This is a genomic window from Lysobacter claricitrinus (assembly GCF_045866565.1).
GTDB lineage: Bacteria > Pseudomonadota > Gammaproteobacteria > Xanthomonadales > Xanthomonadaceae > Cognatilysobacter > Cognatilysobacter claricitrinus.
This window is the reverse complement of the sequence record NZ_BAAFZV010000001.1, coordinates 797,058-822,792: the sequence shown is the minus strand read 5'-3', so window position 1 is coordinate 822,792 and position 25,735 is coordinate 797,058. Positions and strand designations below refer to the sequence as shown.

General features: G+C 68.6%; 19 protein-coding genes. 11 read left to right on the top strand and 8 right to left on the bottom strand.

What is annotated here, in order from left to right; genetic code table 11:
- Window positions 1-63: 63 nt before the first annotated feature.
- The 5 genes from ACKTTN_RS03515 to dnaA all read right to left on the bottom strand — a co-directional run bounded on the left by ACKTTN_RS03515 (window position 64) and on the right by dnaA (window position 7,553).
- Window positions 64-873 carry a M48 family metallopeptidase gene (locus ACKTTN_RS03515; RefSeq protein ID WP_407908486.1) on the bottom strand — a complete coding sequence of 270 codons (810 nt, stop codon included), beginning with the start codon at window positions 871-873 and terminating at the stop codon, window positions 64-66.
- Window positions 874-1,079: 206 nt separating this feature from the next.
- On the bottom strand, window positions 1,080-3,515 hold the full coding sequence (gyrB, locus tag ACKTTN_RS03510; RefSeq protein ID WP_407908705.1) for a DNA topoisomerase (ATP-hydrolyzing) subunit B: 2,436 nt from the start codon (window positions 3,513-3,515) through the stop codon (window positions 1,080-1,082).
- A 134-nt stretch (window positions 3,516-3,649) separates the two neighbouring features.
- A complete protein-coding gene (recF, locus tag ACKTTN_RS03505; protein WP_407908485.1) occupies window positions 3,650-4,741 on the bottom strand; it encodes a DNA replication/repair protein RecF in 1,092 nt (363 codons plus the stop codon).
- A gap of 126 nt (window positions 4,742-4,867) precedes the next feature.
- On the bottom strand, window positions 4,868-5,971 hold the full coding sequence (dnaN, locus tag ACKTTN_RS03500) for a DNA polymerase III subunit beta (RefSeq protein ID WP_407908484.1): 1,104 nt from the start codon (window positions 5,969-5,971) through the stop codon (window positions 4,868-4,870).
- Window positions 5,972-6,215: 244 nt separating this feature from the next.
- A complete protein-coding gene (gene dnaA / locus ACKTTN_RS03495) occupies window positions 6,216-7,553 on the bottom strand; it encodes a chromosomal replication initiator protein DnaA (protein WP_407908483.1) in 1,338 nt (445 codons plus the stop codon).
- A 244-nt stretch (window positions 7,554-7,797) separates the two neighbouring features.
- Here dnaA and rpmH point away from each other — a divergent pair, with 244 nt between their 5' ends.
- The 4 genes from rpmH to mnmE all read left to right on the top strand — a co-directional run bounded on the left by rpmH (window position 7,798) and on the right by mnmE (window position 11,519).
- Entirely contained in the window at window positions 7,798-7,938 is a 141-nt protein-coding gene (rpmH, locus tag ACKTTN_RS03490) for a 50S ribosomal protein L34 (RefSeq protein ID WP_027083663.1), read from the top strand.
- 88 nt (window positions 7,939-8,026) lie between these two features.
- Complete coding sequence (gene rnpA / locus ACKTTN_RS03485; RefSeq protein WP_407908482.1) at window positions 8,027-8,434, top strand: ribonuclease P protein component; 408 nt, start codon at window positions 8,027-8,029, stop codon at window positions 8,432-8,434.
- 30 nt (window positions 8,435-8,464) lie between these two features.
- On the top strand, window positions 8,465-10,138 hold the full coding sequence (gene yidC, locus ACKTTN_RS03480) for a membrane protein insertase YidC (protein WP_407908481.1): 1,674 nt from the start codon (window positions 8,465-8,467) through the stop codon (window positions 10,136-10,138).
- A gap of 55 nt (window positions 10,139-10,193) precedes the next feature.
- Window positions 10,194-11,519 (top strand): tRNA uridine-5-carboxymethylaminomethyl(34) synthesis GTPase MnmE, encoded by a 1,326-nt coding sequence (gene mnmE / locus ACKTTN_RS03475; protein ID WP_407908480.1) that lies wholly within the window; start codon window positions 10,194-10,196, stop codon window positions 11,517-11,519.
- A 27-nt stretch (window positions 11,520-11,546) separates the two neighbouring features.
- On the opposite strand, the gene ACKTTN_RS03470 is transcribed toward mnmE, so the two are convergent.
- Window positions 11,547-12,755: a sensor histidine kinase gene (locus ACKTTN_RS03470; protein ID WP_407908479.1), complete on the bottom strand. Its 1,209-nt coding sequence runs from the start codon at window positions 12,753-12,755 to the stop codon at window positions 11,547-11,549.
- Window positions 12,752-13,438 carry a response regulator transcription factor gene (locus ACKTTN_RS03465; protein WP_407908478.1) on the bottom strand — a complete coding sequence of 229 codons (687 nt, stop codon included), beginning with the start codon at window positions 13,436-13,438 and terminating at the stop codon, window positions 12,752-12,754. Before ACKTTN_RS03465 ends, ACKTTN_RS03470 begins: the two co-directional genes overlap by 4 nt.
- Before the next feature lie 126 nt (window positions 13,439-13,564).
- On the opposite strand from ACKTTN_RS03465, the gene ACKTTN_RS03460 reads away from it, so the two are divergent.
- From ACKTTN_RS03460 to ACKTTN_RS03430, 7 genes are all read left to right on the top strand, one after another.
- The gene (locus ACKTTN_RS03460) at window positions 13,565-15,502 is read left to right on the top strand and encodes an LTA synthase family protein (RefSeq protein WP_407908477.1); all 1,938 of its coding nucleotides are present in this window, start codon (window positions 13,565-13,567) and stop codon (window positions 15,500-15,502) included.
- A 172-nt stretch (window positions 15,503-15,674) separates the two neighbouring features.
- The gene (locus ACKTTN_RS03455) at window positions 15,675-16,472 is read left to right on the top strand and encodes a COG4705 family protein (RefSeq protein ID WP_407908476.1); all 798 of its coding nucleotides are present in this window, start codon (window positions 15,675-15,677) and stop codon (window positions 16,470-16,472) included.
- Between the two features lie 3 nt (window positions 16,473-16,475).
- On the top strand, window positions 16,476-17,216 hold the full coding sequence (locus ACKTTN_RS03450) for a hypothetical protein (protein WP_407908475.1): 741 nt from the start codon (window positions 16,476-16,478) through the stop codon (window positions 17,214-17,216).
- Window positions 17,206-18,738 carry an ArnT family glycosyltransferase gene (locus ACKTTN_RS03445; protein WP_407908474.1) on the top strand — a complete coding sequence of 511 codons (1,533 nt, stop codon included), beginning with the start codon at window positions 17,206-17,208 and terminating at the stop codon, window positions 18,736-18,738. The genes ACKTTN_RS03450 and ACKTTN_RS03445 overlap by 11 nt, the downstream gene beginning before the upstream one ends.
- On the top strand, window positions 18,735-19,766 hold the full coding sequence (locus tag ACKTTN_RS03440) for a YncE family protein (RefSeq protein ID WP_407908473.1): 1,032 nt from the start codon (window positions 18,735-18,737) through the stop codon (window positions 19,764-19,766). Before ACKTTN_RS03445 ends, ACKTTN_RS03440 begins: the two co-directional genes overlap by 4 nt.
- A gap of 152 nt (window positions 19,767-19,918) precedes the next feature.
- On the top strand, window positions 19,919-23,836 hold the full coding sequence (locus ACKTTN_RS03435; protein ID WP_407908472.1) for an ATP-binding protein: 3,918 nt from the start codon (window positions 19,919-19,921) through the stop codon (window positions 23,834-23,836).
- A 191-nt stretch (window positions 23,837-24,027) separates the two neighbouring features.
- On the top strand, window positions 24,028-25,083 hold the full coding sequence (locus ACKTTN_RS03430; protein ID WP_407908471.1) for an energy transducer TonB: 1,056 nt from the start codon (window positions 24,028-24,030) through the stop codon (window positions 25,081-25,083).
- Window positions 25,084-25,181: 98 nt separating this feature from the next.
- Here ACKTTN_RS03430 and ACKTTN_RS03425 read toward each other — a convergent pair whose 3' ends face one another.
- Window positions 25,182-25,706 carry a hemerythrin domain-containing protein gene (locus tag ACKTTN_RS03425; RefSeq protein WP_407908470.1) on the bottom strand — a complete coding sequence of 175 codons (525 nt, stop codon included), beginning with the start codon at window positions 25,704-25,706 and terminating at the stop codon, window positions 25,182-25,184.
- Between the last annotated feature and the right edge of the window lie 29 nt (window positions 25,707-25,735).

Here is a 25,735-nt window from a genome sequence, read left to right as displayed (position 1 = left end):
GCAGAATCGCGGCCGGCGTTGGAACGCCGGCGTAGGGTGTCGCGCGGTTTGTTCCGGCGGCGGTCAGCCGCAGCGCGGTTTGAGGCCGGAGGCTTGCGCCTGCTGGTAGGTCGGCACCAGTCCGCCGGCGCGCTGGCTGAGCTCCGCGAGACGGGCCTGCGGGTCCGGGTGGGTCGACAGGAAGGTCGGCGGGCGGCTCGAGTCGAGCGCGGCCATGTTCTGCCAGAGGTTCACCGCCTGGCGCGGATCGAACCCTGCGCGCGCCATGAGCTGCTGGCCGACGACGTCCGCTTCGCTCTCCTGCGTGCGCGAGTTCGGCAACAGGAACAACGCCTGCGCGCCCGCGGCGCCGTACTGCGACACGGCGTTGGCGGCGGTCGATCCGTACTTCGCGCCGACGATCGCACCTGCGAGTCCGACCACCGTCTGCGCTTCCATTTGCCGGGTGATGCGTTCGTCGTGGTGGCGCGCGATGACGTGGCCGATCTCGTGGCCGATCACCGCGGCGAGCTGGTCCTGGTTCTGCGCCACCTTGAAGATGCCGGTGTACACGCCGACCTTGCCGCCGGGCAGCGCGAACGCGTTCGGCTCGTCCTTCTGGAACAGCGCGACTTCCCAACCACCCTGCTGCCATTCCGCGGGCAGCTGGCGCGTCAGCGAACTGACCACGCAACGCACGTACGCCGTCTGCTGCGCGTTGCTGCTCTGCGGCGTTTCCGCCTTGGCCTGCGCGAACGCCTGCTCGCCGAGCTGGTTGAGCTGTTCCTGCGTCACGCCGCCGACAGTCTGCTTGCGACCGGTCGGTGAGGTGGTGGTGGTCGCGCAACCGGCGACTGCAACGGTGATGGCCAACGCGAGCAGAAGCGGCTTCATGACGATGTACCGGCTGAATGGGCCTCCGGTTGTAGGCGGCCGTCGATCAACGGGTCGTCAAACGGAGGCGCGAACTCTGAATCGATGTCGTCCGGTGCGGTCGGCGACGCGTTGCCGTGAGCGATACGTGATCGTCGAACGCGACGACGGGGCAAAAAAAGAGCCCGGCGAACCGGGCTCTGTTTCATTGCGTCGCGACGCGCGTATCACACGTCGAGGTTGGCGACCTTCAGCGCGTTCTCTTCGATGAACTCGCGACGCGGTTCGACCACGTCGCCCATCAGCGTCGAGAAGATCGCGTCGGCAGCCACCGCGTCTTCGATGCGCACCTGCAGCAGGCGACGCGATTCCGGGTTCACCGTGGTCTCCCACAACTGTTCCGGATTCATTTCGCCGAGGCCCTTGAAGCGCTGGATCTGGCGACCCTTCTTCGCTTCGTCCATCAGCCATGCGTATGCGTCGGCGAAACGCTCGACCGGTTGCGCGCGATTCGCACGAACGATCTGCGCGCCGTCGCGAACCAGCCCGTTGAGCTGCGTCGCGGCTTCGCGCAGCGTGCGCAACTCGCCGCTCTCGAACGCGGTCATCGGCAGCGTCTGCACCGAGTCCTCGCCCATGTGCATACGATGCACGACGAGTGCCGCCGGACGCGCATCACTCGCCGCATTCCATTCGAGGCGATACGTCGGCTTGCCGAGGTAGCCGTCGTTGATGCGCGCTTCGATCACCGACAACGCGGCGGCGTCGAGCTCCTGTGTCGCTGCGTTGAACGGCGCGATGTCGAGCAGCGCTTCCAGCACCTGCGGATCGAAGCGATGCGAATGACGACGGATCGCATCGCGTGCGTTCGCATAGGCGAGCAGCAACTTCTCGAGCGCCTCGCCGGTGATCGGCGGTTCGCCATCGGCCGGGATCAGCGATGCGCCGTCGACCGCATTGCTCGCGAGATACGCATCGAGCGCCGCGTCGTCCTTCAGATACAACTCGGTCTTGCCCTGCTTGATCTTGTAGAGCGGCGGCAGGCCGATGTAGACGTGGCCGCGCTCGATCAGCTCCGGCATCTGCCGATAGAAGAACGTCAGCAGCAGCGTGCGGATGTGCGAGCCGTCGACGTCCGCGTCGGTCATCAGGATGATGCGGTGGTAGCGCAGCTTGTCCGGGTTGTACTCGTCCTTGCCGATGCCGGTGCCGAGCGCGGTGATCAGCGTGCCGACTTCCGCGGACGCAAGCATGCGATCGAAGCGCGCGCGCTCCACGTTGAGGATCTTGCCCTTGAGCGGAAGGATCGCCTGCGTCTTGCGGTTGCGGCCCTGCTTGGCCGAGCCACCCGCCGAGTCGCCCTCAACGATGAAGAGCTCCGACAACGCCGGATCCTTCTCCTGGCAGTCGGCGAGCTTGCCCGGCAGGCCGGCGATGTCGAGCGCACCCTTGCGGCGGGTGAGATCCCGAGCCTTGCGGGCGGCCTCGCGGGCGCGGGCGGCGTCGACGATCTTGCCGGCGATGGCACGGGCCTCGTGGGGGTGTTCCTGCAGGAACTCCTCCAAACGTGCACCGAACGTACTCTCAACGACCGGCCTGACCTCGGAGCTGACCAGCTTCTCCTTGGTCTGCGAGGAGAAGCTCGGGTCCGGCACCTTCACGCTCAATACGGCGATCAGGCCTTCGCGCATGTCGTCGCCCGAAAGCGCGACCTTCGCCTGCTTGGCGATACCGCTCTGCTCGATGTAGTTCTGCAGCGTGCGCGTCAGCGCCGCGCGGAACCCGATCAGGTGCGTGCCGCCGTCCTTCTGCGGGATGTTGTTGGTGAAGCAGAACATCGTTTCCTGGTAGGCGTCGGTCCACTGCAGCGCGACGTCCACGGTGATGCCGTTCTGCTCGCCCGTCACCGAGATGACGTTCGGGTGCAGCGGGTTCTTGAGCTGCGCCAAGTGCTCGACGAAGGAGCGGATGCCGCCTTCGTACTCGAACACGTCGCGCTTGCCGTCGCCGCGCTCGTCGGTCAGGACGATGCGAACGCCGGAGTTGAGGAACGAAAGCTCGCGCAGGCGCTTGGCGAGGATGTCGTAGTGGAATTCGACGTCGGTGAAGATCTCCGCCGCCGGCAGGAAGCGCAGCAGGGTGCCCTTGCGGTCGGACGCTTCGAGGCGCTCCAGCGGGTACACCGGCTCACCGAGCGCGTATTCCTGGCGCCAGTGATAACCGTCGCGCCAGACCTCGAGCCACAGCCTCGAGCTCAGCGCGTTGACGACGGAGACACCGACGCCATGCAGGCCGCCCGACACCTTGTACGAGTTGTCGTCGAACTTGCCGCCGGCGTGCAGCACGGTAAGGATCACCTCGGCCGCCGACACGCCCTCTTCCTTGTGGATGTCGACCGGGATGCCGCGGCCGTTGTCGTACACCGAGCAGGAGCCGTCGGCGTGCAGGGTGACCGTCACTTCGTTCGCGTGGCCGGCGAGGGCCTCGTCGATGCCGTTGTCGACGACCTCGAACACCATGTGGTGCAGGCCGGTACCGTCGTGTACGTCGCCGATGTACATGCCGGGACGCTTGCGCACGGCCTCGAGGCCGCGCAGCACGGTGATCTTGGAGGAGTCGTAGGAATCGGACGGTGCCGCTACGGGCATCGCGTCGTCGTGCATCTCGGACATCAGGCAGGCGCCTCGCGCGACACCGGCGTCCGCGGGAGCGGGGGCGTCGCGACACATTAGCTTTACGTGCGCGAAGTATAGCAGCGGGTCCCAGCGGCTCGAAGAGCGGGGATGAACGGCGACTCTCAGCCGATTGAGATCCGGCCATGTTCCACGTGGAACAGTCTTGGTTGCAGGCCGAGCTCGGCGACCGCCGCCGGAATATCGGTACCGCTGACGAAGACCTGGCTGCCGCGCTCCGCCAACCGTTGCAGGACGCGCCGTTGATGGTGGCGGTCGAGTTCGGACGCGAGATCGTCGAGTGCGAAGATCGGCTGCTGGCCCGTCGCCTCGGCGTGGAAATCCGCCTGCGCGAGAAGCGCTGACAGGGCGGCGAGCTTGGCCTGCCCACGCGACAGGGCATCGCGGCCCGGAATCGCGGAGAAGGTCGGACGCCAGTCGGCGCGGTGAGGTCCGACACTGGTGTGGCCGGCGAGGAGGTCGCGGTCCCGAGCAAGCAGGAGGGCGTCGGCCAGCGGCAGCTCGTCGCGACGCCAGCCTGGCGAGTAGGCGAGCGTCGCCGCCCCTAGCCCGGGCGCGAGCTCGTCCGCGACGGCGGCGAAACCCGGCGCGAGCGCGTCGACGTAGCGCCGGCGCTGCTCGGTCAGCTGCTCGCCGGTTTCCGCCAGTTCCGCATCCCAGGCGTCCAGCTGCCCATCCCGCACCCGCTGCTTGAGCAGGATGTTCCGCTGCTTCAGCGCCCGGGCGTAACGCCGCCACGGCCGCAGGAAGCCATGTTCCACGTGGAACAACCCCCAGTCCAGGAAACGGCGGCGAACCTCGCTGCTGCCATGGACCAGTTCATGGCTGCCCGGCTCGAAGGTCACGACCGCCAAGGCCGCGCACAGCTCGCCGATCTGGCCAACCGGCTGGCCGTCGAGGCGTCCGGTCCAGTCACCGCCCGAATGACGCAGGCCGGCCCGACGTGTTCGGCCGGCGGCCGCGCCGGTTTCCTCCCACTCGACGAACACCTCCAGCGCATCGCCGCCGGCCTGCACCAGGCCCTCGCGAACCCGCCCGCGGAAGCTGCGGCCGTAGGCCATCAGGTGCAGCGCCTCGATCACGCTGGTCTTGCCGGCGCCGTTATCCCCGACCAGCAGGTTCAGGCCGGGCGCGGGCGACAGGCTGACGTCGTCGAAGCGCCGGAGATTGCGGATGTCGAGGCGGGTGACCTGCACGGAAAGCTTCTAGCCGGAGAGGGCAGGCGGCGGACGCCCAATGGCGCCATTGTCCGCTACGCAGCCCCACAAACGACGACGCCCGGCCTGAGCCGGGCGTCGCATGTTCCACGTGGAACCAGACCGTCAGAGGCGCAGCGGCATGATCACGTGGCGGCAGCGCTCGTTGGACGCCTCGCGGATCAGCGCGGACGAGTTCGCATCGCGCAGCTGCACCACGACGACCTCGTCCTTGAGCGAGTTCAGCGCATCCAGCACATAGCCGACATTGAAGCCGACCGCGAGGTCGTCGACACGGGTTTCGGCCTCGACCTCTTCCTGCGCCTCTTCCTGCTCCGGGTTGTGCGCGGAGATCTTGAGCTGGCCGGGCGACACTTCCATGCGCACGCCGCGGTACTTCTCGTTCGACAGGATGGCTGCGCGCTGCAAGGACGCCCGCAGCACGTCGCGGTCGATGCGGATTTCCTTGTCCGCGCCGATCGGTATCACGGCCTCGTAGTCGGGAAAACGCCCGTCGATGAGCTTGCTGGTAAAGGTCACGTCGTCGCGCTTCACGCGCAGGTGGCCGCGGCCCATTTCCAGTTCGAGGATGCGATCGCCGCCCTCGAGCAGGCGCTGCAGCTCGGTTACGCCCTTGCGCGGCACGATGATCTGGCGCTTGGTCTGTGCGCCGGTGCCTTCGAGGCCCGATTCGCAGAGCGCGAGGCGATGGCCGTCGGTGGCGACGCAGCGCAGCGAGCTTTCGCGCAGATCGAACAGCAGGCCGTTGAGGTAGTAGCGCACGTCCTGCTGGGCCATCGCGAACGCGGTGCGTTCGATCAGCTCCTTGAGCGCCGCTTCCGGCACCTGCACGCGTTCGGTCGCGTCGACGTCGTCCAGCGACGGGAAATCGGTCGACGGCAGGCTCGACAACGTGAAGCGCGAACGCCCCGCCTGCACCGTGATCCGCTCGCCTGTTTGGCTGATGGTGATGCGGCTGCCGTCGGGCAGGGCACGGACGATCTCGAACAGCTTGCGCGCCGGGATCGTGGTCTCGCCGTCCTGGGCGTCCTCGACCGCGACGCGGGAGACCATTTCGACCTCGAGGTCGGTACCGGTCAACGACAGCAGGCCGCCTTGCACCTGCACCAGCAGGTTGGCGAGTACCGGCAGCGTCTGGCGTCGCTCGACGACGTTGACGACCTGCGCGAGTGGCTTCAGGAACACTTCGCGTTGAAGGGAAAAGCGCATCTGGACCCGATCCCCGTTCCGTTTCTAAGGAGTGGATTAAATCAAAAGCATGGTGGTGGTGGAGGGCGCCGGAATCCGGGAAAACTCCCTCAACCTACTGAATTACTTGGTTTTTATTGACCTTCCGACCCTGTTGGAAACACTCCCCGGGATCGTGGTCAACCTGTGGACAAACCGGCCGTCATCGCGACCGCCCCGAATTGTCCACAGCTTGCCCCCGGCGCGCACACGCGCCATGCACACCTTACTCGCTCAGCTTGCGGATGAGCTTGTCCCAATCCTCGCGCAGCTTGCCGTCCGTCTCCATCAGGGTGCGGATCTGCCGACAGGCGTGCAGGACGGTGGTGTGGTCGCGGCCGGCGAAGGCGTCGCCGATCTCCGGCAGCGAATGCTCGGTGAGTTCCTTGGCCAGCGCCATCGCCATCTGTCGCGGCCGCGCCAGCGAGCGGGTGCGGCGCTTGGACAGCAGGTCCTTCATCTGGAGGCCGTAATAGTCGGCCACGACCTTCTGGATGTTGGGGATGCCGATCGCCTGCTGCTGGGCGCGCAGCAGGTCGCGCAGCGTCTCCTGTGCGAACTCGACGGTGATGCTGCGGCCGGTGAAGTTGGCGCGCGCGGCAAGGGTGTTGAGCGCGCCCTCGAGGTCGCGCACGTTGCTGCGCATCTTCTTGGCGAGCAGGAAGGCGACGTCCTCGGGGATTTCGACGCCACGCTCGCGTGCCTTGCTCAGCACGATCTGCGCGCGCGTCTCGAAGTCCGGCGGTTCGATCGCCACCGACAGACCCCAGGCCAGGCGCGACTTGAGCCGCGGCTCCAGCCCGTCGACCTCACGCGGGTAACGGTCGCAGGTGAGGATGATCTGCTGGCGGCCGTCGAACAGCTGGTTGAACGTGTGGAAGAACTCTTCCTGCGTGCGGTCCTTGCCGGCAAAGAACTGGATGTCGTCGATCAGCAGCGCGTCGACCTGCTGGAACTGCCGCTTGAAGGCGTCCATGGTCTTGTCCTGCAGCGACTTCATCATCGCGCTGAAGAACTGCTCGCTGCGCAGGTACATCACCCGGAAGCCCGGGTTGTTGGTGCGCATCATGTTGCCGGCGGCGAACATGAGATGGGTCTTGCCGAGACCGGTGCCGCCGTAGAGCAGCAGCGGGTTGTGCGCGCGGTCGCCGGGTTTCAGCGCGGCCTGCATCGCCGCGGCGCGGCCGAGCTGGTTGCTGCGGCCTTCGACGAAATTCTCGAACGTGTAGTGGTTGTCGAGGTTGCCGTTGAACGGCATCGGCGCGGGCGCCTGCGAGCTCGCGGTCGGATAGGCCGGCGACGCCGCCGCGGTGGACGCGCTTTTCGCCTTCGGCAACGCGCCGACTTCCAGTCGCACGTCGTCGGCGCCAGCAAAATAGCTCAGCAGTTCGCGGATGCGGGGCAGGTAGCGCTCGCGCACCTGGTCCACCACGAACGCATTCGGCGCATACAGCACGGCGCGCTCGCCCTGCAGTTCGGCCTGCAGCGGCCGCAACCAGGTGTGCACGTCCTCGGCCGGCAGTTCGGCTTCCAGGCGTTCGAGGCAGCGCGGCCAGGCATCCATCATCGACAAGTGCAGAAACCCGCGAATTGCAGCGAAAAGAGGGCGACGGACCGCCGGCGCGGAAGCCTCGGGAAGAGGCCGCGTCCAGCGGTTCGGGGGTCGGGCAGACTACCATTTATCCACAGGGCGGGGACAGGCTTGTCCACACCACCACAGAGGTGCGTCGTCACATCGGCTTGACCCGGCCGGGTAGGGCCCGCTAGACTTCCGGGTTCACTTTCGCCGTCCTTACGCGAGTTGCCTCATGGCCACCAAGCGCACCTACCAGCCCAGCAACCTCAAGCGCAAGCGCGACCACGGCTTCCGTGCGCGCATGGCCACGGCCGATGGCCGCAAGATCCTCGCGCGTCGCCGCGCCAAGGGCCGCAAGCGCCTCACGGCCTGATCGGCTCCGGCCGGTCGCCTGGCGTGATCCGCCGGGCTGCGTCCGCGCCGCGCCGAATCGCCGCGGACGCCTGCGTCGACGACGCACCATGAACTCCCAGCGCTTTCCCCGATCGGCGCGCGTGCGAACGCGTGCCGATTTCGATCGTGTGTTCAAGGACGGCCGACGCACCGGGCTTCCCGTGCTCGCCCTGCACTGGAACCGCGACGACGCGATCGCGCCGCGGCTCGGCCTTGCCGTGTCACGCAAGGTCGACCCGAATGCGGTCGGCCGCAATCGCATCAAGCGCCAGCTGCGCGACGAATTCCGTCGCCTCCGTTCGACGCTGGCGCCCGGCGACTACGTCATCGTCGCGCGACCGGGCGCGGCACAGCGCTCGGGCCTTGAATTGCGCGCGGCGTTCCTCGATCTCCTGCGTCGGGCCCGCGCGTTGCCGGCCCCGGCCCCCGCCGGCACAATGCCGCCGCCGTCCTCCGACCCTTCCGCCGGCGCGTAATCGACGCGTCCGGCACGAGCCTGCCTGCCCATGAACCAGACCCGCGCCTTCCTCCTCTTCGCCTGGCTGTTGGTGGCGTCGCTGCTGTGGATGGAATGGTCGCGCGAGAAGTCCGCGCCGCCGGCGGCGACGCCGACGTCGACGGCCGCCAACGCGAACCCCGCCGCCGCGGTTCCGACACCGACCGGCGCCGGCGCGGTGCCTTCAGCCGCCGCGCCGAATGCGCAGCCCGTCGCGACGCCGGGCATCGTCACCGTCCACACCGACGTGCTGGACGTGACGCTCGACGGCGGCCAGATGCTGCAGGCCGACCTGCCCGCGTACGCCGACCTCGATGACCCGACGCGACCGGTCCGCCTGTTCTCGACGGATCCGGCGCATTACTTCGCCGCGCAGAGCGGTTGGGTCGCGACCGGCGCCCCGGCACCGACCCACCTTGCCGGCTTCGTGCCGGCCGACGCCGCGCGCAGCTACGCGCTCGCGCCCGGCGCCGCGACGCTCGACGTGCCGTTCGTGTGGACCGGCGCGAACGGCGTGACCATCCGCCGCACGTACACGTTCAACCGCGGCGGCTACACCGTTCGCGTCCGCGATGACGTCACCAATGCCGGCACCGCGCCGTGGCAGGCCAGCGTGTATCGCCAGCTCAGCCGCACCATGCCGCCGGCGCCCACGGGCGGCTTCACCTCGGGTCGCGTGTTCGCGTTCCAGGGCGCGGCCTGGTACAGCCCGCAGGACAAGTACGAGAAGCGCGCGTTCAACAAGTTCGTCGACGACGGCACGCTGTCGAAGAAGGTGACCGGCGGTTGGATCGCGTTCCTCCAGCACCACTTCTTCACCGCGTGGATCCCGCAGTCGAACGACGCCACCGAGTTCGCGACCGCCACGCCGAACGGCATCGGCGGCACCAACTACGTGATCCGCGAACTCGGCCCGACGCTCAGCGTCGCACCGGGCCAGCGCGCAACCACCGAAGCGCGCCTGTGGGTGGGCCCTAAGAGCGTCGAGCAGATCGCCGCGCAGAAGGTGCCGGGCCTCGAGCGTGCGGTCGACTTCAGCAGCTACACGGTGTTCGCGACGCTCGCCGGTTGGCTGTACGCGGTGCTCGCCTTCCTGCACGCCAAGATCGGCAACTGGGGCTGGTCGATCATCTGCCTGGTCGTGCTGATCAAGCTGCTGCTGCTTCCGCTCGCCAACACGCAGTACCGCTCGATGGCGAAGATGCGCCGCCTGCAGCCGAAGCTTGCGCAGCTCAAGGAACGCCATGGCGAGGATCGCCAGCAGTTCCAGCAGTCGATGATGGAGCTGTACCGCAAGGAGAAAGTCAATCCGGCCGGCGGCTGTCTGCCGTTGTTCGTGCAGATGCCGATCTTCCTCGCGCTGTACTGGATGCTGTCGGAGTCGGTGGAACTGCGCCACGCGCCGTGGGTGATGTGGATCCACGACCTGACCGCGCGCGATCCGTACTTCGTGCTGCCGGCGATCAACGCCGCGGTGATGTTCGTGACGCAGAGGCTGACGCCGACCGCGGGCATGGATCCGGCGCAGGCCAAGATGATGCAGTTCATGCCGCTGGTGTTCGGCATCATGTTCGCGTTCTTCCCGTCGGGCCTGGTGCTGTACTGGGTCACCAATGGCCTGCTCACGCTCGCGCAGCAGTGGTACTTCCTGCGCAAGCACGGTGAGCCGGTGAAGAAGAACTGACGCAGCGTGCGAGCCCGCCACCCGGCGGGCTCGTCGTTTGGAGACGCCGCACGTGATGTCGCGCGACACCATCGCCGCCATTGCCACCGCCGCCGGCAGCGCGGGTGTCGGCATCGTGCGCCTGTCGGGCCCCGACGCACGCCGCGTCGGCGAGGCGATCGCGCAACGAACGCTGACGCCGCGCCGTGCGCATCACGTGCAGTTCCGGTCGGGCGACGACGTCATCGATGACGGCCTCGCGCTGCTGTTCGTCGCACCCGCGAGCTACACCGGCGAGGACGTGGTCGAACTGCAGGCGCACGGCAGCCCGGCCGTGCTCGCGCAATTGCTCGACGCCTGCCTCGCGCTCGGTGCGCGGCCTGCGCGGCCGGGCGAATTTACAGAACGCGCGTTCCTCGAAGGCCGGCTCGATCTGGCACAGGCGGAGGCCGTCGCCGACCTGATCGCCGCCGCCGATGTTCGCGCGGCACGCGCGGCACGACGCGCGCTCGACGGCGACTTCTCGCGACGCGTGGACGCGATCGCCGCGCAACTCCTGCACGTGCGCGTGCATTGCGAAGCCGCGATCGACTTCGCCGACGAACCGATCGACACGCTCGGTGGCGACGACCTGCGTCGCCGGCTCGACGCGATCGAACGCGATCTCGACGCATTGCTCGTCGCGGCCGAACAGGGCCGGCGACTTCGCGACGGCCTGCACGCGGTGATCGTCGGTCCGCCGAACGCGGGCAAGAGCTCGGTGCTCAATGCGCTCGCCGGCGTCGACCGCGCGATCGTCACCGACATCGCCGGCACCACGCGCGACGTGCTGCGCGAGACCGTGCGCATCGAAGGCGTCGAACTCACGCTGGTCGACACGGCCGGCCTGCGCGACAGCGGCGACGCGATCGAACGCGAAGGCATGCGTCGCGCGCATGCGGAACTCGAGCGTGCCGACCTCGCGATCGTCGTCGTCGATGCGCGCGATGCGATCGCGGGGCATGCCGCGGTCGCGAACGCGATCACCGGCGTGCCGCACGTGCTGCGCATCGCCAACAAGACCGACCTGCTCGACGCTCAACCGCCCGACGATTTCATCGCGGCGTCCGCGCATACCGGCATCGGTCTCGACGATGTCCGTCGCCGCCTGCACGCGCTCGCGCTCGGGCCGAATGCGGAGACCGCGCAGGGCGCGTTCAGCGCGCGCACGCGCCACGTGCACGCGCTGAACGAAGCGCGCGACGAACTCGCGCAGGCGCGGGTGCAACTTGCGCACGAGCATCTCGACCTCGCCGCCGAACAGTTGCGGCGTGCGCACGATGCGCTGGGCGCGATCACCGGCCGCGTGCATGCGGACGATCTGCTTGGGCACATCTTCTCGAGCTTCTGCATCGGCAAGTAACGCTGCCGCGCGGCCCCGGGCCGACGCCTATGACGCGTCGTGCAACCGGACCCGCGTGCGCGAGTCGAGGGACTCCAGCACGACGCCATCCGCGCCGGTATGCACCCTCCAGCCGCCGCGCGATGCAGTGCGTCGAAGCAGCGCGGAGAGCCCGCCGATGTCGACCGCCTGCTCCGTTGCCGCGTCCACTGCATCGATCGCGTTCGTGGCTGGAGCCGAAGCACCCGGCACCGCGTCGACGCCGATGCAGCGCGCATTGGCGAACGCGCGTCGCGCGATCATGCGCAACAGCAGCACGGTTTCGCGGCGCGCGGCGACGACAGGAATCGCGCCGCCGGTTCGAATCGTCACCGGCTGCGACGCCGACGGCCATGCCGCCCACGCCTCGCGTGCGAGCTCGGACATGTCGAGCGCCTCGCGGCGCACCGGCGTGTCGCGCGCGACGGCGAACATCGCCTCGGTGAGATCGGCGAGTTCCTGCGCGCCGCGCTCCAGTCGTGCAACGCGTGCGGTGGCGTCGACCGGAAGCTCCGGATCGTCGAGCAGGACTTCGGCGGCGCCCTGCACCACCGCGATCGGCGTGCGCAGCTCGTGGCTGGCGTCGGCGAAGAACGATTGCTGCTGCGCGTCGGCGACGGTGAGCCGGCCCTGGTAGTCGTCGATCGCGCGTGCGAGCGCACCGAGTTCGTCCGGCGGCAACGTCGATGCGAGGTCCGAAGGGCCCGGCTTGTCGGTGAGCGCATCGACGGCGGTGGCGAGTTGCCTCACCGGCGCCAGCGCGCGGCCGCCGAACATCCAGCCGAGCCAGCCCGACAACGCGACGCCACCGAGAATCACGGCGGCCAGCCACAGATTGAGGTGCTGCTCCAGCACTTCGATGTCGCCGAGGTCGATGACGAAATACAGGCGGCCCGCGCTGGTGTCGAACACGCCGACATGCACGCCGTCGTGTTCGGGATCCTCGTGCACGCCGGGCGTGTAGTTCGCGTACTGCGGCGGCGGCGTGCCGCGATAACCGCTCAGGCGTTGCGTGCGCGGCAGTTGCGCCGCCACGCCGCTGCCGACACGCAGGCTGTAGTCCTCGGCCTGCCCGCGCAGGATTTCATGCGCGAGCACCGCTTCGTAGTCCTCGGTGACCAGCACCACCGCGCCGGCGAACAGCAGGCTGATCACCAGCCCAAGCAGCGCCGACGCCCAGGTGACGCGGCGTCGCAACGACGTGCCGCGCGTGGTCATTCGGCCACCGCCCGATAGCCGATGCCGCGTACCGACCGGATCACCGGCGCGTCGAACGGCTTGTCGACCAGCGCGCGCAGCTCGTACATCTGCGTATGCAATGCGGCGATGTCGCCCGCCTCGTCCTGCCACGCCGCGTCGATCAGGCGCGCATGCGGCACCACGCGCGGCGACTCGCGCAGCAGCGTATCGAGCAGGCGTCCCTGCAGGCGGGTGAGTGCGATCGAGCGCCCGTCGCGGCTCGCCATCATGGTGGCGGCGTCGTAACGCAGGCCACCGACGCCATGCGCCTGCGGCACGCCCGCGATGCCGCGATGGATCACGCGCAGGCGCGCTTCAAGCTCGCGCATCGCGAACGGCTTGACCATGTAGTCGTCGGCTCCTTCCGCATAACCACGCAGCTTGTCGTCGAGGGTATCGCGGGCGGTGAGCATCAGCACCGGCACGCCGCGCCCGGCCGCGCGCAGCTGGCGGCAGAGATCGAGGCCATCCAGCCGCGGTAGCCCGAGGTCGAGCACGATCACGTCGAAGGATTCGCCCAGCGCGCGTTGCAGGCCGGACACGCCGTCCGCGCAGCGGTCGACCACGTGCCCGCGACGTTCGAGGTAATCCCAGATGTTGGCGGCGATGTCGTGCTGGTCCTCGATCAGCAGGACGCGCAGGCCGGCAGCGGTGGTGGTCATCGGCAACTCCGTGGGACGACGATGCCACATGCGCGTGCGGCCGCTTAACGCTCGGCTGAGATTCGGCTGAGTGTCGATTACGCGCACCGGCCGACGCTGCGCGTCGTCTCCGCACAGCGCATCGCCTTGAACGAACCCGCATTGTCCGCCCGTTGGCGACCGCTCGCCTGGCTCGCCGTCGTCTTCATGGGCGTTGCCACCCTCACGCGGCTCGTCCTGCGCGTCGACATCGCCGGCAGCCTGCCGTTCTCGCCCGCCGGCGACCTGCGCATCTTCGCCATCGGCGCGGGCTACGACCTGCTGGCGCTGCTGTACTTCGCGGTGCCGCTGGTGCTGATGCTGTGGCTGTTGCCCAAGCGCTGGACGACCCGGCCGGCCGGCCGCGCGCTGATCGCGACGACGTGCTTCGTCCTGCTCGCGGCGCTGCTGTTCATCGCGGTCGCCGAGTGGACGTTCTGGCAGGAGTTCCAGTCGCGCTTCAACTTCATCGCGGTCGACTACCTCGTCTACACCACCGAGGTGCTCGGCAATATCCGGCAGTCGTATCCGGTGGGTGCGATCCTGACCGGCATCGCCGCGATGTCGGTGCTGGTGTTCGCGGCGACGGCGCGATGGCGGCGGATCGGCGTCGACGAATCGACCTTCCTGCAGCGCAGCACGGTCGCGCTGGCGTGGGGTCTCGCGGCGACGCTCGGCACGCTGCTCGTCTCGGCCGAGGCCAAGGACGGTGGCGCGAACGCATACGCCGATGAACTCGCCGGCGATGGCATCTACCAGTTCTTCGCCGCGTACCGGCAGGCGTCGCTCGACTACGACCGCTTCTACCGCACCGTTCCCGACGCCGAGGCGGATGCACGCGTGCGTCGCGCACTCACCACGCCCGACGCCACCTTCCTCGGCCCGACCGGCATCGCGCGCAGCATCCACAACGCCGCGCCCGAGCGACGCCTCAACGTCGTGCTGATCAGCGTGGAGAGCTTCTCGGCCGACTACTCCGGCACCTATGGACAGAAGTTCTCGTTGACACCGCAGCTCGACGCGATCACGTCGCAGAGCCTGCTGTTCACGCGACTGTATGCCACCGGCACGCGCACCGTGCGTGGACTCGAGGCGTTGTCGCTATCGGTGCCACCGACGCCCGGCGAATCGATCGTCAAGCGCCCGCATAACGAAAACCTCTTCAGCCTCGCCAGCGTATTCAACGCGCACGGCTACCACTCCGAGTTCCTGTACGGAGGCTACGGCGCCTTCGACAACATGAATTACTTCTTCGGCCACAACGGTTACGAGGTACACGACCGCACGGAGATTCCGGACAACGCCGTCCACCACGAAACCGTGTGGGGCGTCGCCGACGAAGACCTCTACACGCTCGCGATCAAGCGCTTCGACGCCGACTACGCCGCGCACCGGCCCTTCTTCGCGCACGTCATGACCACGTCGAACCATCGGCCGTATACGTTCCCCGCGGGACGCGGCCCGTGGAAGCAGCACGACCGCGCCAGCGCGGTCCGCTACACCGACTGGGCGATCGGCGATTTCCTGCGTCGTGCGCGATCGAAACCGTGGTTCGCCGACACCGTGTTCGTCATCACCGCCGACCACTGCGCATCCAGCGCGGGCAAGGCCGCCTTGCCGGTGTTCCGCTATCACATCCCCATGTGGATCTATGCGCCGGGGCGGATCGCGCCGGGGCGTTTCGACGGGCTCACGAGCCAGATCGACATCGCGCCGACGCTGCTCGGCCTGCTGGGCTTCGACTATCAAAGCCGGTTCGTCGGCGTCGACGTGTTCCAGCAGGCGCCCGATCGCGCGCTTATCGGCACGTACGAGCTGCTGGGCCTGCTCAAGCGGGATCGCCTCGTGCAGCTGTCGCCGCACCGTCGCGCGGTAACGCTGGCACCGGCAATGGATGACGACCGCCTGCAACCGGTCGTCGCCGACAACCCCGACACCACGTTCGAGGCGATCAGCTACTACCAGACCGCCGCGCACGACTTCGAGCACGGCGCGATGGCGTTGCATCCACGCGCCGCCGCGGCCACCGCAAGGAGCGTGCCGTGATCCACACGGTGATCGAGGAGACCGCCGGGCCCGGTTGGGTCGTACTCGGTCTGTTCGCCGCGGTCTCGCTGTCGAGCCGCGGGCATACGGGATGGGCTGTCGGCTTGCGTCATCGGCCGGTCGCATTTCCCTGCGCCCGCCATTGCATCGCCCCCACCGCAGGAAAAACCCCATGACCGACGCGCGCGACGACTACCTGAGCAAGGTTCCAGCCATCACGCTCACGTTCTGGATCATCAAGATCCTGGCGACCACGCTGGGCGAGATCGGCGGCGACGCGGTGACCATGTCGTGGCTGGGCGAAACCACGCCGAACGCGAGCACGACGGTGTGGGCGTCGGGCTACCTGATCGGCACGGCAATCTTCGCCGCGATCTTCGCCGCCGCGGTCGCGCTGCAGATCCGCGCCCGCAGGTTCAATCCGTGGATGTACTGGACGACGATCGTCGCCAGCACCACCGTAGGGACCACGCTCGCCGACTTCGCCGACCGCTCGCTCGGCATCGGCTACACCGGCGGCTCGTCGCTGCTGCTCGCGCTGCTGCTGGCGTCGTTGTTCACCTGGTATCGCACCACCGGGACGATCGCCGTCGACAGCGTGCGCGACACGCGTTCCGAACTCTTCTACTGGTTGACGATCACCTTCTCGCAGACGCTCGGCACCGCGCTCGGCGACTGGGTCGCGGACACGCAGGGGCTCGGTTACGTCGGCGGCATCGCGATCTTCGGCGGCCTGCTTGCACTGGTCGCCGTGCTGTACTTCACCACGCGTGTTTCTCGCACCGCGCTGTTCTGGGCGGCATTCGTCCTCACGCGCCCGCTCGGTGCGGTGGTCGGCGATTTCCTCGACAAACCCATCGCCAAGGGCGGCCTCGAACTCAGCCGTTACACGGGCTCGCTGGCGCTGGTCGCCGCGATCGTGGTCGGCATCCTGGTGTTCCCGCAACGCGCGGCGGACAAGGCGCACTGACGCATGGCCGCCACGCCGCGTGCGGTGGTCGCGATGGCGTTGCTCGCGCTGGCCGGCACCGCGCGCGCGCAGGCCGGCCCGCCGATGATCACCAACGACCCCGACACGCCAGGACCGGGTGTGTGGGAGATCAACCTCGCCGCGGCCGGCGGCGCGCACAACGGCGACTGGGACCTTTCCGCGCCCGACCTCGATATCAATCGCGGCGTCGGCGAGCGCGTGCAGCTGTCGGTCCACGGCTCGTGGGCGCATGCACGCGCGGACGGTGGCTGGGCATCGGGATTCGGTGATGTCGAACTCGGCGCACGCTGGCGCTTTCTCGACCAGGACACCGCCGGCGTGTCGGTCGCCGTGCAACCGCTGTGGATCCATGGCGGGTCACCCGCCGCGCGCCGTCGCGGGCTTGCGTCGACGAATCCCGAATGGGTGTTGCCGATCCAGGCGGCGAAGGAATTCGGCAGCGTCAGTATTGGCACGGAAGTCGCGCGGCACGTGGTCGCGCACGAGGCCGATGCCTGGCAGGCGGGTGCGTTCGTCGCGCACGACTGCCGACGCACCATCACCTGCCTCGCTGAAATCAACGCGACACGCGTCGACGGCGAAGCTGCGCGCGCCACCCTCAACATCGGTGCGCGCTATGCGCTGCGCGAGGGGCTGTTGCTGATGGGTTCGCTCGGCAGCGAAGTCAGCGGCGTCCATCGGCAGCCGCTCGTCTTCTACCTGGGCGTCCAGCATGTCCGCTGACACGCGCACTGCGTTCTGGACGTGGCCACGTATCGCACTGGTGCTCGTGGTGCTCGCCTTCACGTGCCTCGGCAGCCGCGCGCTGTGGGATCCGGACGAAGGCCGCTACACCAACGTCGCGATCAACATGATCCTGCGCGGCGACTGGCTGGTGCCGCATCGCAGCCTGGATGTCGCGCACTGGACCAAGCCTCCGCTCGCGTACTGGTCGATCGCCGCGGCGTTCGTCGTGTTCGGCGTCAACACGTGGGCGGCGCGCCTGACGCCCGCGTTGTCCTACCTGGCGTGCGCGTGGCTCGCATCGCGCATCGCGCGTCGGGTTGCACCCGGCTACGAGCGCGCGGCGGCGCTGGTGTTCGCCACCATGCTGCTGCCGGCCATCGCCTCGCAGCTGGTGACCATCGACTTCCTGCTCACCGCCTGCGAGACGCTGGCGATGTACGCCTACGTCGAACTGCGCTGGGGCGATGCGCGACCGCGCTGGGCCTACCTGATGTGGGGCGCATTCGGCCTCGCGTTCCTCGCCAAGGGTCCGCCGGGCCTGTTGCCGCTGCTCGCGGTCGTGGTGTCGGAGTTCGCCCAACCGGCGCCGCGGCGCGCGTTCCGATGGCCGGCGATCGCGCTGTTCCTGGTCGTCGCGCTCTCGTGGTTCGCCTGCGTGGTGATGCGCGAACCCAGACTGCTGGCGTACTTCCTCGGCGACGAAGTGGTCAGCCGCGTCGCCAGCAACGAATTCGGTCGCCACGGCGAGTGGTATGGCTGGCTGGTGGTGTACGCGCCGACGATCGTGCTTGGCGCGTTGCCGTGGACGATCCCCGCATTGCGACACGCAGCTCGTGCAGTGCGTCGCGCGCCCGACTGGAAACGCGCGGCCGGACGGACCGCGGATGCACCAACGATCTTGCTGATCGCGTGGTGCGTGCTGCCGCTGATCGTATTCTGCGTCGCGCGCTCGCGGTTGCCGCTCTACGTGTTGCCATTGACGGTACCGCTCGCCTTGCTCGCCGTGCGCGACTACGCCGCACGCGGCGCCGCGCTGCCGTCTGTTCCACTTCTCGTGTGGATCGTGCTGCTCGTCGCGCTGCGCATCGGTGGGTCGCACATCGCTTCGGAGCAGGATGCGCGCCAGTGGGCGGACGCGATTCGCGCACGAACCGGCGCGCCGATCGATCGCGTCGTCTTCGTCGACGACGATCCGCGCTACGGCCTGCGTTTGCACCTGGGCGCCGAAGTCGAAGATGTCACGCTGCAGCCGACACCGGCCCCGGATGCGGCGCCCGTCAATCCGGCCTTCGACGAAGATGCCGCGACCGAGCTGGTCGAGGAAAACGCCGATCACAACGCCGTGTGGATCACGCGCGTTGCGCACTGGCCAGACGTTCGCGACTACCTGCATGCCCACGGCGGCGACGCCCACGCACTCGGCGCGCCGTTCCGCGGCCGGGTGATGTTCGACGTGACACCTACGCCGTCCGCACCTCCACGTCGACCCAACCAACCGCCCTCCGGAAAAACGCCATGACCATCCGAATCGCTACGACCGTCGCCGTGGCTGCCGTCCTCGCCGGATGTGCCGGTGTCCACGCGCCCGCCACGCCGACCTACGCGGTGCAATCAAGCTTCGCCGTGCCGGGCGACGGGCGCTGGGATCTCCTGGCGGTCGACGATTCGGGCCATCGCCTGTTCCTCAGCCGCAGCGATCGCGTCCAGGTGATCGATACGCGCGACGGTCACCTGATCGGCGAGATCAGCGGCACTGCCGGCGTGCACGGCATCGCGCTGGTGCCCTCGCTCGGGCGCGGTTTCGCCACCAACGGGCGCAGCAACACCGTCACCGAATTCGACCTCGCCACGCTGGCCCGCGTGCGCGACCTGCCGGTCAGCGGCCAGTCGCCGGACGCCCTGCTGTACGACACGCACTCGAAGCATCTCTTCATCTTCAACGCCAAGAGCAACAACGCGTCGGTGCTCGACCCCATCAGTGGCCGCGAACTCGCGACGATCGCCTTCGACGGCAATCCGGAGCTAGGCGCAAGCGACGAGGCCGGGCACGTTTTCGTCAACATCGAGGACCGGGGCGAAGTTGTCGACATCGCGAGCGACACCTCGCGCGTCGCGCGTGCGTGGAAACTCGACGGCTGCGAGGAACCGACCGGCCTCGCGTTCGATCGCGTGCATGCGCGGCTGTTCTCCGCCTGCGCGAACGGCGTGATGGCGGTGACCGATGCGCACGACGGCCACGCGGTCGCGCGCGTGCCGATCGGCGACGGCCCCGACGGCGCCGAATTCGACCCCGTGCTGCAGGTCGCGCTCAGCCCGAACGGCAAGAGCGGTAACCTCACCGTCGTGCACGAGGACGACGCCGATCACTACAGCGTGCGGCAGGTGCTGGCGACGCAGGTCAGCGCGCGCACGATCGCACTCGATACCGCGACGCACCGCGCCTATCTGCCGGCGGCGCGCTTCAAACCCCGCACGGGGGGCGCCGAATCGCGTCCGGAAATGATCGCCGGCAGTTTCACGGTGCTCGCGGTCGGCACGCAGGACTGACGCCGGGATCGATGCATCGCCTGCACCGGTCGCGGACCGCGCGGGCCATGTGATCCAGACCGGATATGCACGCGGGCGGCGTGCACGGAATCATCACGGTGCGACCCGACACGCTTGCCGGACCTGTACCGACACTTCTCCCGCCCGGCTCCATGACCCCCTCCGCTCCTGCCCTGCGCGACGCGACGGGTTCCGATGCATCGATGCGCCGTGCCATCGCCGAACGCGACTGGTCGACCACGCCGCTGCGTGACATCGACAGCTGGCCACGCAGCCTGAAGACGGTGGTCGAGCTGATGCTCGATTCGCGTTTCGCGATGTGGCTGGCCTGGGGCGAGGACCTCACGTTCTTCTGCAACGACGCATACAGGCCGACGCTCGGCGTCAAGCAGGACTTCATCGGCGCCTCCGCGCGCGATGTATGGGCGGAGATCTGGCCCGACATCGGCCCGCGCATCGAGCACGTGCTGCGCACCGGTGACGCCACGTGGGACGAAGGCCTCGAGCTCTACCTCGAGCGTCGCGGCTTCAAGGAAGAGACGTACCACACGTTCTCCTACAGCCCGGTGCAGGGCGACACCGGCCGGATCGAAGCGATGCTGTGCGTGGTGACCGAAGTCACCGAGCGCACGCTCGCCGAACGCCGCCTCGCGACGATCGCATCGCTCACGCGTGCGATGGGCGCGCATTCGGTGGACGACGCGTGTGCACGCACGGTCGCCACGCTCGAATCGGCGCGGCGCGATCTTCCGTTCGCGGCGCTGTACCGCATCGAGGGCGACGGCGCGCGCTGCGTCGCGGCGACGGGCACGCCGGCGACAGCCGCGGAAATGTCGCGCACGCGACTACCGCGCGAAGCGATGCGCCTGCTCGAACACCATCACTCCGGCGTCGTCGATGCCTTCGACGGCCTGTTGCCCGCGCCGAGCGAATGGTCGGAGCCGGTCGACCGCGCCTACGTGGTGCCGTTGCGTCGCGCGCCGCAGGACGAGCAGCCGAGCGTGCTGTTCGTGGTCGGCCTGAGCCCGCGGCTCGCACTCGATGGCGAATACGAACGCTTCCTGCAACTCGCTGCTGCGCAGGTGGCGAACGCGATGGCCGACGCCGCCGCGTTCGAAGACCAGGCGCGTCGCGCCGAACAGCTGACCGAACTCGATCGCGCCAAGACCGCGTTCTTCTCCAACGTCAGCCACGAACTGCGCACGCCGTTGACGCTGATCCTGTCGCCGCTGGATGAACTCGCCGAACGCGGTGACGCCGGCGTCGACCACGAGCTGTTGCAGACCGCGCGACGCAACGGCCGCCGCCTGCAGCGCCTGGTCAACACGCTGCTCGATTTCTCGCGCATCGAAGCCGGGCGCATGCAGGCGAGCTTCCAGCGCATCGACGTCGCCGCGTACACGCGCGACCTCGCCAGCATGTTCCGCTCGGCGGTCGAGCGCGCCGGCATCGAGTTCGACATCGACATCGCGACCATCGAGGCGCCGGTCTATCTCGATCGCGGCCTGTGGGAAAAGATCGTCTTCAACCTGCTGTCGAACGCGTTCAAGTTCACCCTCGACGGCCGCATCGCCCTGTCGGTGATCGACCACGGCGCGCATTTCGACCTGGTCGTGCGCGATACCGGTTGCGGCATTCCGCTCGATGCGCAGGCCCGCCTGTTCGAACGCTTCTATCGCGTCGAAGGCGCGGCCGGGCGCTCGATCGAAGGCAGCGGCATCGGCCTGGCGCTGGTACAGGAACTGGCGCGCCTGCATGGCGGCAACGTCAGCGTGTACAGCGTGCCGGGCGAAGGCAGCTGTTTCACCGTGTCCATCCCGACCGGCCGCGCGCACCTGCCCGAGGATCAGGTCGACGAGACGCGCCCGGCGTCCCACCGCGACGGCGCCTGGGCGGCCGGCTGGATGGACGAACTCGAAGGCTGGCTGGGTACGTCCACCGATGGCGCGAACATCGAGGCGTTGCAGCATGCAAGCAACGATGCGCCGCAGGGCGCGCGTCGCTACCGCGTGCTGGTCGTCGACGACAACGCAGACATGCGCGCCTACCTCGTGCGCCTGTTGTCGCCGTTGCACGAGGTGATCGCCTGCAGCAATGGGCTGGACGCGCTGCAACGCGTGCGCGACGACGCGCCCGACCTGATCCTGTCCGACGTGATGATGCCGGGCATCGATGGCTTCGAGCTGCTGCGTCGCCTGCGCGAGAACGCGGAAACCGCAGCGCTTCCGCTCATCCTGCTGTCCGCGCGCGCCGGCGACGAAGCGCGCCTGGAAGGCCTACAGGCCGGTGCCGACGACTACCTCACCAAACCGTTCCAGGCGCGCGAGCTGATCGCGCGCGTGCAGGGCGTGCTGCAGCTCGCGCACGCGCGCGGCGAGATCGCCACCGCCAACGACGCGCTGCGCGAAAGCGAATCGCGCCACCGCATCCTCGCGCAGCTCGCCGACCATGCGCACGCGATCGACGACCCGCGCGAACTGCTCGTCACCGGCGTCGGCGTGCTCGGCACGCAGCTCGGGCTGGATCGCTGCACGTTCTGCCAGGTCGACGAAGCGAGCGGCACGGTCGACGTACTCGGTGCGTTCGTCGCCGACGACACGCTCGCCACGCTCGAAGGGCGCTGGCCGCTCGCCGACTACGGTGTCGACCAGCTCGACGCGTATCGCGCCGGCCGCGCATTCGTCGTCGACGACGTGCGCAACGATCCGCGCACGCGCGACGTCGTCGACGCCTACGCTGCGATCGACATCGCCGCGAACGTGTCGGTGGGGCTCGTCGTCGACGGGCGCTTGGTCGCGATCATCGGCGCGCACCAGCGCCAGCCACGCCAGTGGAGCGCGGCCGACGTGCAACTGATCGAAGCCGTCGCCGTGCGCTGCTGGGATGCGCTGCAACGCCTGCGCGCCCAACACGCGCTGACGCAGGCGATGGCCAAGCTGCAGCTCGCCGATCGTCGCAAGAACGAATTCCTCGCCACGCTCGCGCACGAATTGCGCAACCCGCTCGCACCGCTGCGCACGGCGATCACGCTGCTCGAGCGCCAGGTCGCCACCGCGCCACCGGCCGACCTGCACGGCATGATGCGGCGCCAGGTCGATCACCTCGTACGCCTGGTCGACGACCTGATGGAGGTCTCGCGCATCAGCCAGGGCAAGATCGAGCTCAAGCGCGAACGCGTGACCGTGCAGTCGATCGTCGATTCCGCTGTCGAAGCCGCGCGCACGGCGGTGGAGGCGCTGGGCCATCGCCTGTCGGTCGTGGTGCCGCCGCAGGCGATCGCGATCGACGGTGACCCGGTGCGGCTCACGCAGATCGTAGTGAACCTGCTCAACAACGCGGCGAAGTACACGCCGCACGGCGGCGACATCGCACTGGTGGCGTGGCGCGATGGCGACGATGTGGCGATCGAAGTGCGCGACACCGGCATCGGCATCGAGCCCGACCTGCTGCCGCAACTGTTCGACCTGTTCGTGCAGGGGCGCCGCATCGACACGCAGGCGCCGCCGACCGGTCTCGGCATCGGTCTCGCCCTGGTGCGCCAGTTGGTCGAACTGCACGACGGGCGGGTGACCGCGTACAGCGCCGGTGTCGGCCGCGGCAGCGTGTTCCGGGTGACGTTGCCGGTGCGGGTCGACGAAGCGGCGTCGACACCGGTCACCGACCACGCTGCGCCCACCGATGCGCGCGCACTGCGGGTGATGGTCTGCGACGACAACCGCGACGCGGCCGACAGCCTGCGCATGCTGCTCGAATGCAGCGTCGACAGCGTGGGCGTGGCCTACGGCGGCAACCAGTTGCTGTCGACCGTCGACGTGCGTCGGCCGGACCTGGTGTTCCTCGACCTCGGTATGCCGCCGCCGGACGGCTACGCGGTCGCGCGCGAACTGCGTGCGCGTTTCGGCCGCGCGATCACGCTGGTCGCGCTCACCGGCTGGGGCCAGGTGGAAGATCGCGAACGCACCGCGTCGGCGGGCTTCGACCTGCACCTGGTGAAGCCGGTCGATCTCGCCGGCATCGACGAAGCGCTCGCACTCGCACGCGCACGCTCGCAGGCGGCGGTCGATGCCTGAACCACGGCGTCGCCCGGTCCGGTTGCCGCATCGCGTCGCTCTCTGACGCACTGCGGCGACGCCCCGCGGCGGGGTGCGACGGACTTCACGATCCACGCGCGAAAGCGGCCGCCAAGTGCTTGACAAAGCTAGGTACGACGGGCGATCTAGGCGCGTGCGCGCGCCGCGTGCACCTCTGGGGAGTGAGACCGATGAATTCCGATACCCGCGTCCGGCCGATGCCGCGCGTCTCCGTCCTGCCGCGCGCCGCCCTCGTGCTGGCGCTCGGTGGCCTGCTCGCCGCGTGCGGCAAGAACGACACCGCGCCGACCGCGGGCACGCCGGCCGCGTCGACCGCGGCACCGGCCGCCACGCCGGCGACGGTGATTTCCGACAAGGTCACCGCGATGACGGCCGACCAGCTGCGCGACGCTGCCGGCAAGGCTTACAACGAGAACCGCCTGTACGCACCGGCCGGCGACAACGCGATCGAGTACTACCTCGCGCTGCGCGACAAGTCGCCGAACGATCCGGCGGTGTCGAGCGCACTGACCGACCTGCTGCCGATGGCGGTGATCGCCACCGAGCAGAGCGTCGCCCGCGATGACTTCAGCGAAGCGCAGCGCCTGACCGCACTGCTCGAGAAGGCCGATCCGAAGCATCCGGCACTCAACCGCCTGAAGACCTCGATCACCGAGCAGCAGCAGGTCGCGCAGCAGCGCGCCACGCAGCAGCAGCTCACCGCCGAGGACCAGGCCAAGAAGCAGGCCGAGCTCGAGAAGCAGCGCCTGGAAGACCAGAAGAAGCAGCAGGACGTCGCCGCCAAGCAGCTCGCCGATCGCGCGTCCGCCGACAAGGTTGCTGCGGACAAGGCCGCTGCGGACAAGATCGCCGCGGACAAGGCCGCCGCCGACAAGGCAGCAGCCGACCGCGCCGCCGCCGAACGCGAGGCCGCGCAGCGCGCCGCCGCGCAGACGGCCGCGGCACCCGCGCGCCCGGCTGCGGGCGGCAACTCCGAACTGCGTGCGCTGTCGACGCCGGCGCCGGCGTTCCCGCCGGAAGCGCTGCGCTCGGCGCAGTCGGGCGAAGTGCAGGTCGAGTTCACCGTCGCCGCCGACGGCTCGGTCACCGCCGCCCGCGTGGTGCGCGCCAACCCGCCGCGCATCTTCGACCGCGCTGCAGTGAATGCGGTCAAGCGCTGGCGCTTCCAGCCGGTCGATGCACCGGTCACCACCCGCCGCACGATCTCGTTCAACCCGGGCACCTGATCCGGCGCGACGTCGCGACACGCAAAAGAAAAAGCCCGGCTTCTGCCGGGCTTTTTTGTTGCAGCTCGATGTCGCGATTTCGCGATGTCGCGATGCCGTCAGCCCGGCGACCCCGGCGAGCGGAAGATCGACGCAAGCCCGGTCTTGATCTTCGCGTGCAGCGCCACGCCCTCGCCCAAGCCCGACGCTTTCCACTCCTCGTATTGCGCGTCCATGTCGGCAAGCTCCTGCGCGGTGAACAGCTCGCGCATCACCGCGAAGATGTCGCGTTCCTCCTCCTTCGCATGGTGGTCGATCAGCTCGCCCATCACCTTCGCGCTGCCCGCGAATTCGCGGCTGGTCGGCTCGCAGGCCTTGAGGTCGGGCAGCACGCTTTGCTCGACCGCGCGGTGTTCCTGCATGGCCGCCGCCCACAGCAGTTTCTGTTCGTGGCTCGCGCGCGCTTTCAACGCGGGATAGAAGACGAGCTCTTCCCACTTCGCGTGCGGCACCAAGGCGGCTTCGATCTTGTGCAGGAGTTCGACGCGCGTCTTCTCCGCGCGATCGGTCGTGGCGTTGATGTGCTCGAAGTACGCACGCAGCTGGTCGTGCTCGGTCTTGAGTGTCGCGAGGATGCTGCGCATGGTCGGCCTCCCGGTCGGTCAGGCATCCA